5 protein-coding genes are annotated in these 6,133 nt (G+C 46.3%); 2 read left to right on the forward strand and 3 right to left on the reverse strand.

Annotation, left to right across the window (positions count from 1 at the left end; genetic code table 11):
* Nucleotides 1-911: 911 nt before the first annotated feature.
* Nucleotides 912-1,184: a hypothetical protein gene (locus tag Q0668_RS14270; protein ID WP_298865835.1), complete on the forward strand. Its 273-nt coding sequence runs from the start codon at nucleotides 912-914 to the stop codon at nucleotides 1,182-1,184.
* A gap of 93 nt (nucleotides 1,185-1,277) precedes the next feature.
* Here Q0668_RS14270 and Q0668_RS14275 read toward each other — a convergent pair whose 3' ends face one another.
* Both Q0668_RS14275 and Q0668_RS14280 read right to left on the reverse strand, forming a co-directional pair.
* On the reverse strand, nucleotides 1,278-2,423 hold the full coding sequence (locus Q0668_RS14275) for a cysteine desulfurase family protein (RefSeq protein ID WP_298865837.1): 1,146 nt from the start codon (nucleotides 2,421-2,423) through the stop codon (nucleotides 1,278-1,280).
* A 50-nt stretch (nucleotides 2,424-2,473) separates the two neighbouring features.
* A complete protein-coding gene (locus Q0668_RS14280; protein WP_298865840.1) occupies nucleotides 2,474-3,547 on the reverse strand; it encodes a MoxR family ATPase in 1,074 nt (357 codons plus the stop codon).
* Nucleotides 3,548-3,838: 291 nt separating this feature from the next.
* Between Q0668_RS14280 and Q0668_RS14285 the strand changes: the two genes are divergently transcribed.
* Nucleotides 3,839-4,654 carry a 3'-5' exonuclease gene (locus tag Q0668_RS14285; protein ID WP_298865842.1) on the forward strand — a complete coding sequence of 272 codons (816 nt, stop codon included), beginning with the start codon at nucleotides 3,839-3,841 and terminating at the stop codon, nucleotides 4,652-4,654.
* 13 nt (nucleotides 4,655-4,667) lie between these two features.
* On the opposite strand, the gene Q0668_RS14290 is transcribed toward Q0668_RS14285, so the two are convergent.
* Nucleotides 4,668-5,864: a hypothetical protein gene (locus tag Q0668_RS14290; RefSeq protein WP_298865844.1), complete on the reverse strand. Its 1,197-nt coding sequence runs from the start codon at nucleotides 5,862-5,864 to the stop codon at nucleotides 4,668-4,670.
* Nucleotides 5,865-6,133: the final 269 nt, after the last annotated feature.

Consider the following 6,133-nt stretch of genomic DNA (forward strand, 5'->3'; position numbering starts at 1 on the left):
TCACGCAAATGAATATGAATATCAAAGCTGGCGGCACGACCGTTGCTGTTTGCCTAACCGGACCCTGTCTTACTTTCGTGACAGGTTGACTCTGTATAATCGTTAAGCTTTGACATTGGCGGTCAACTGATCATGGATATGTCAAAGAATGCGTCTCATACAAGTTGGTGAAGCACCTGTTCGAACCGGCAACTGACGGTCCTTTCTATGAAAGAGTCTCAAAAGAGAACTGCTGCCGATGATGCAGTACGCCACATGATCTGCAAAGAATCTTAAGCTGCGATGTAATGTAAGAACTTCGAACAGCGACCCTGATCGAACAGGAATGTGAGAGCGCCAAAGGAAAATGTGATTTGACGATGTTCTGTATCTCAGCGGTAAAATTTCAGCTCCAGGCTTTCCAAGATACCAGCCGGTCAGTTGGCAGCCTTTCTTCGAATCAGAATGTGTCAACAACGTGTTCCATTTCAACAGTGATGTTGATGTTTTCTTCCAGACGATTGAACGCATTCCATAAAGTTATAAGGCTTGCAGACTATGATCTGAGCATGTTCATTCTGTGCCTGCTATTGCAGAGTTATTGATTATGCGGGTTAATAACAATTGTTCTGATGAATGCTGGTCGTAACAAATGAACTTAGAGTTCTTCACGTCTCGTAAATTTCAACCAAAAAGTCACCCTTTATTTCTCAAGATCACTGATCGGCAATGACGATCTATTTTGCACATCTTGACAACAGTTGAGAAGCGACAGCAGGTGATAGCATAAACAGACAAATGATGTCGAATCGGTTGATGGAATAATTTTAAAGCTCATAGTGCACCTGTCCCGATCACTTTTCTCTTACAAGATGTATTTATCCTGAGAAGACCAACTTTAACGAATCGCACGCCTTAGGGAGCAGCATCGCATGCCTTTGTGTCCCAAACACACTAGTCATCAGGTTAAGGAAGCCCACTCAAGATTAGGACGATCGCTTGTTAAAATTCAAAAAACACATCAAACCTCAACAGTAGAATCAGAAACACTTGAGACCATGTTTCACAACTGGGAAAAGAAATGGGTACACCGCCGCGAGTTAATCTCCAGTCGCATCCAGATGATTGAAAATCAATTGAAAGAGTTGGGAGATCCAGAGCTTCCAATGCCTCCGTTTGCCATTTTCGACGCGCCGGGAGAGTAATCACAAAGTGATCAGCTTCATCATAGGCTGAAAGATTTGATCAATGCCTGGAATTGTTCAGGCGGATCATGTCATTCCATCAGATGAGGGAGCTCATGATCGTAGTTGATTGACAACTCTGCTGATTCGACGAATGGCTTCTTCGATTTCCTCACTCGTATTGAGGATCGACAGGCTTAATCGAACAGCAGAGCGGTAAACACTCTCTTCGCAATTCATAGCCAGCATTACGGGGGCCGGGTCTCGCGAACCGCTTGCGCAGGCACTACCTAGAGAGCAGGAAATACCGGCTAGATCCAGAGATATCAGTAACGCTTCTCCATCCAGGCCGGGGAATGAGATATTGAGTGTATTTGCCAGTCGGTGTTGTTGTGAACCATTGACGACAATTGGAGCACACTTTTCAGTGAGAGCTTGTTGTAAGCGATCTCTGAGAGCGGCTATTTTTTGAGATTGTGATTCTCTGTCTTGCAACATGCATTTCAGAGCGTGTGCCATTCCCGCGGCCAGCGCCACGGGTTCGGTGCCTGCACGCCGTCCGCGCTCCTGGTGGCCTCCGACGAGTTGAGGTAGCAGACGTGCTCCCTCTTTAACAACCATTGCACCGATACCGCGTGGACCATGAAATTTATGAGCCGCCAGACTAATGGCTGTGGCACCGGATTCATGAAAGTTGAACGGAATTTTTCCGATCGCTTGAACACAATCCAGATGCAGAGGAATTCCTTTTTCTTCACAAATTGCTGCAATCGGGGCAATCTCCTGGATGACTCCTGTTTCATTGTGAGCCAGAATGATGGTAACCAGTTGAATCCTCTCCCAGTCTAACTGAGGGAGTTGGCTCTGGTCGATTCTACCATCAGTGCCGATTTTCAATAGCCTCTTTTTAATTCCCTGTGAGGACAACCTGCGAATGGTATTCACGGTCGCCGGATGTTCGCCATCGGTTAAGGCAATCTCGCCCGGGATTCCCGTCAGAAATCCTTGAATGGCAAGATTGATCGCTTCTGTACCCCCACTGGTGAATATGACTTCCTGAGGTTTTGATCCCAGCAGCGATGCCATTTGTTCTCGGGCATCTTCCAGTACTCTGCGGGCCTGACGTCCCTCGGCATGCGTACTACCCGGATTGGCGTAATGAGTTCGGTACTGCTCTGCAACAAGATCCACCACTTCATTCAGAGGTTGCGTTGTGGAATTGTTGTCCAGAAAGATGCGTTGTGAATTGGGAATCGACATGAGGCGTGATTACTTCATAGTCAGCAAGGTAACGAAAGACCGTGGGTTTTTTACCCTTTGACGGCTTCTTTTGCCTGCGCTTTCAGCTGGTTGGGAACATGTTCAATCAGCATATCAATAATATCATCCGGCGTGAGTCCTTTACTATCAGCCTGAAATGTCGTCACTATCCGATGCCGGAGAACGGCATGTGCTACCGATTTGATATCCTCGGTAGAAACATGAAACCGACCTTCCAAAATGGCTCTGGCTTTGGCTCCCAGTACTAAAAACTGACCAGCCCGAGGACCGGCGCCCCAAGATAGATATTCTTTGATAAACTTAGGCGCTGTTGCTTCAACCGGGCGAGTGGCCCGGACGAGATCGCGAGCATATACAAAGACATGTTCGGCAACTGGTACTTTGCGGACAACTTCCTGCAACGCCAAAATCTGGCGCCCAGTGAGGGCTGCTTCCAATTGAGGCTTATGGTTTCCGGTTGTCTGTTTGAGGATCATTAGCTCTTCTGCAGCAGACGGATAGTTGACCACGACATTGAACATGAATCGGTCCAACTGTGCTTCCGGAAGCGGATACGTTCCTTCCTGTTCAATCGGATTTTGTGTTGCCAGTACAAAGAATGGTTCCGGTAAACGATACGTACTGGAACCGACGGTGACATGTCGTTCCTGCATTGCTTCCAGTAAGGCAGCCTGCGTTTTGGGAGGTGTGCGGTTAATTTCGTCTGCCAGGAGTACGTTGGTGAAGAGTGGTCCCTGCATAAATTGAAACGAACGGTGGCCCGTTTCGGGGTCATCCTGCAAAACATCGGTTCCCGTAATATCTGAGGGCATCAGGTCGGGGGTAAACTGAATTCTGCGGAATGAGAGATGCAGGATTTGGGCAATCGTACTGACTAGTAGAGTTTTAGCCAGACCGGGTACACCTACCAGTAGACTATGACCGCGGCTGAATAATGAAATCAGAATTTCATCCACGACTTCGCTCTGGCCAATAATCACTTTGCCGATTTCCTCGCGCATGAGGAGATAAGCATTCGAGAGACCACGGATGGCTTGTGCCTCCAGATCTCGTTGTGCTTCATCATCTTCCTGAATCATGAGTTGATCATCATGGTCGCTCATATCCACAACAGCCTTATCAAGAATACTCCAAACTACTATTAATTCACTGTATTGTTTATACTTATCAGTAGAACCGAATGGAAGGGGCCATTGGTTGTGTCGTTAAATGAAGCCCCGATTTCTGATCAATCCTGTTCGTCAGTCAATGTTTTAAAACGCGTCCATTTTATCCATGGCTGCTCCTGCACTATTATACTTGATTCAAGTGGTTCTGGGGACGCTACGATAAACCTGGATACAGGCTAAGTGTTAATATCAGAATAACTTGCAAAACAGAATGTGAGTGAGAAAGTGACTCAATCCCCAGTATCATATCTTGTATTTGACGTCGAAGCGGTCGCTGACGGAGACTTGATTTCCCGAGTTCGCTATCCCGAAGAAGAATTAACTCCCCAGGCAGCGATTGCCAAATATCAGGGAGAACAATTCGAGTCAACAGGCAGCGATTTCATACCTGCCACCTTTATGTTGCCTGTATCTGTCGCCATTGCCAAAATTACCGCCGATTACCGCCTGCAGGATTTAACAGTACTTGATGCTCCGGAATTTCGACCGAATGTGATTATTAAGAAGTTCTGGCAAGGCTGGACACACTACGGCCAGCCCACTTTTGTGACTTTTAATGGCAGAGGCTATGATTTGCCGGTCCTGGAACTGGCTGCTTACCGTTACGGGATTAGCTTGCCGGAATGGTTTAATCTTGATGCCCGAAGTTTTGAACAGTCGCGAAATCGTTATAATTCTTCCGCGCATATCGACTTAATGGATCTGTTTTCCAACTTCGGTGCCGGTCGAGTTACCGGAGGGTTGAACCTGCTGGCGAATCTGATTGGTAAACCGGGTAAGACCGGCATCGATGGTTCGAAAGTTCAAGCAATGTATGACGCAGGAAAAGCCGGAGAAATAAACGACTATTGTCGTTGTGATGTACTAGATACATATTTTGTGTTTCTGAGGTCACGGGTTCTTACAGGACAACTCAGCATTGATGAAGAACAGGAAATCGTGACCGAAGCCTATCGTTACCTTGAAGGGGAATCCGAAGGAAACGCCGCCTATCTGCATTATCTGGAGCACTGGGGTGACTGGGAAGCACCCGAAGAATAAGCGCCCGCAAGGCTTACTTTTTGTATCGCACTTGCATATCTGACAACAGAAACTCCGACACCCGATTGTTCCTGGTCTCAGTGATTTTGACAGGCAAGGATTTCTCGGTGTTAAAGACTATTTCGACGGCATCCCATTTGTCCCCTTGATAGTCGTTTGGTGGACTGGTGGGGTTCGGCTTGATATTCAACGTGATGATTCGTGGTGCGGAGGGACTTTTGTCGTCGGTGGATAGCTCGATCGCGAAGGATTCGATGATAAATGTTTTTTGATCGACGTCGATCAGCCAGGGTTGGAGGACGCTTTGATAAGGTAAATTACCGTTGATGTAGGTACCATCGGGTTTGGTATACCGCTTTTGGGGAACATTAGCTTGCCGGTTATCCCCAAGTTTGAAAATCAGCACACCATTACCTAATTTGATTGAGTCAATTCGTTCTGATTCCGCAATCCAGCGTGAGACCAGCTTTTCGATTTCCCGCAATTCACTCGTCTTAATATTCTCAGAGTAGGATTGGGAAAACGAGATGTTTTTGATTGGACCCATCGTGGAAATGAGAGATTGATGCTTTCCGTCTGGCAGAAACACTGCTTTTGCGACTGTTCGTAGAACCGACTGTGGATGAGAATTTGTTTCCGCTAATGTTTTCAATTGCATTGCTTTATTAGCCGTCAATTCGATCGAAGCGAATCCTTGTTTTTGTTTGGCAGGATCAGACAGAAACGTCAGTGCTTCCGGCAGCATGGATTGAGTATTAATCCGCAGTTCAAAAGGGCGGCAGAGATGTCGAGTGAGTACATCTCTGGGTTGGCCTCGCAGGATGAGAGTTGTTTTCGTTTGCTTTACAACTCGCCAATCATAGTCTGAAAGTAATTTTTGCGCATGAACGGGTTGTTGAAATTCTGAGATCAGCGAGAGTTCATGTCCTGAGAAATAAGTTCGATTCCCTTTTTTAAACTCGTCCACTTTTGACTGGGGAGATAGAGAGGGATGAATTTGGGACGCCGCCGACCATTGTTCTATAATTATTTTGGAGTTAGTTCTGATTGGCTTGTAGGGAAGATATTTGCCAGTGATCTGATCATAGGGTGGCGTTGATCTTGATATTCTGCGTGGTTGAGACGGAAGCCGGTCATCTGCCCGAAGTTGCTGATTGCCTGTCAGGATTAATAAGATCAGAGTAGAAATGAAAATAGGATGACGACGCATCGCTGGACTCACTATCTAATTAGGGAGGCGAATAGAACTTCGCGAGGGAGTGGAAAGAACCGAAAGGCAGGTAGTCAGAGAGGGCTGAAATGTAGCAGAAAAGTCAAATTAGCAAAATGGCAAAATTTTGTCTCTCAATCTGGTTGATAAGTTCAGACAGACTAGCAGGTTAGAAAAATTTCAGTTGTTTTGATTTGCAGGCTTGGGCTTTGGGGTTAACGAATCCTTTTTTTTCTGAATCGATTGAATCAACGATTTGAATTCGGGTA

This window comes from uncultured Gimesia sp. (genome assembly GCF_937910335.1).
GTDB lineage: Bacteria > Planctomycetota > Planctomycetia > Planctomycetales > Planctomycetaceae > Gimesia.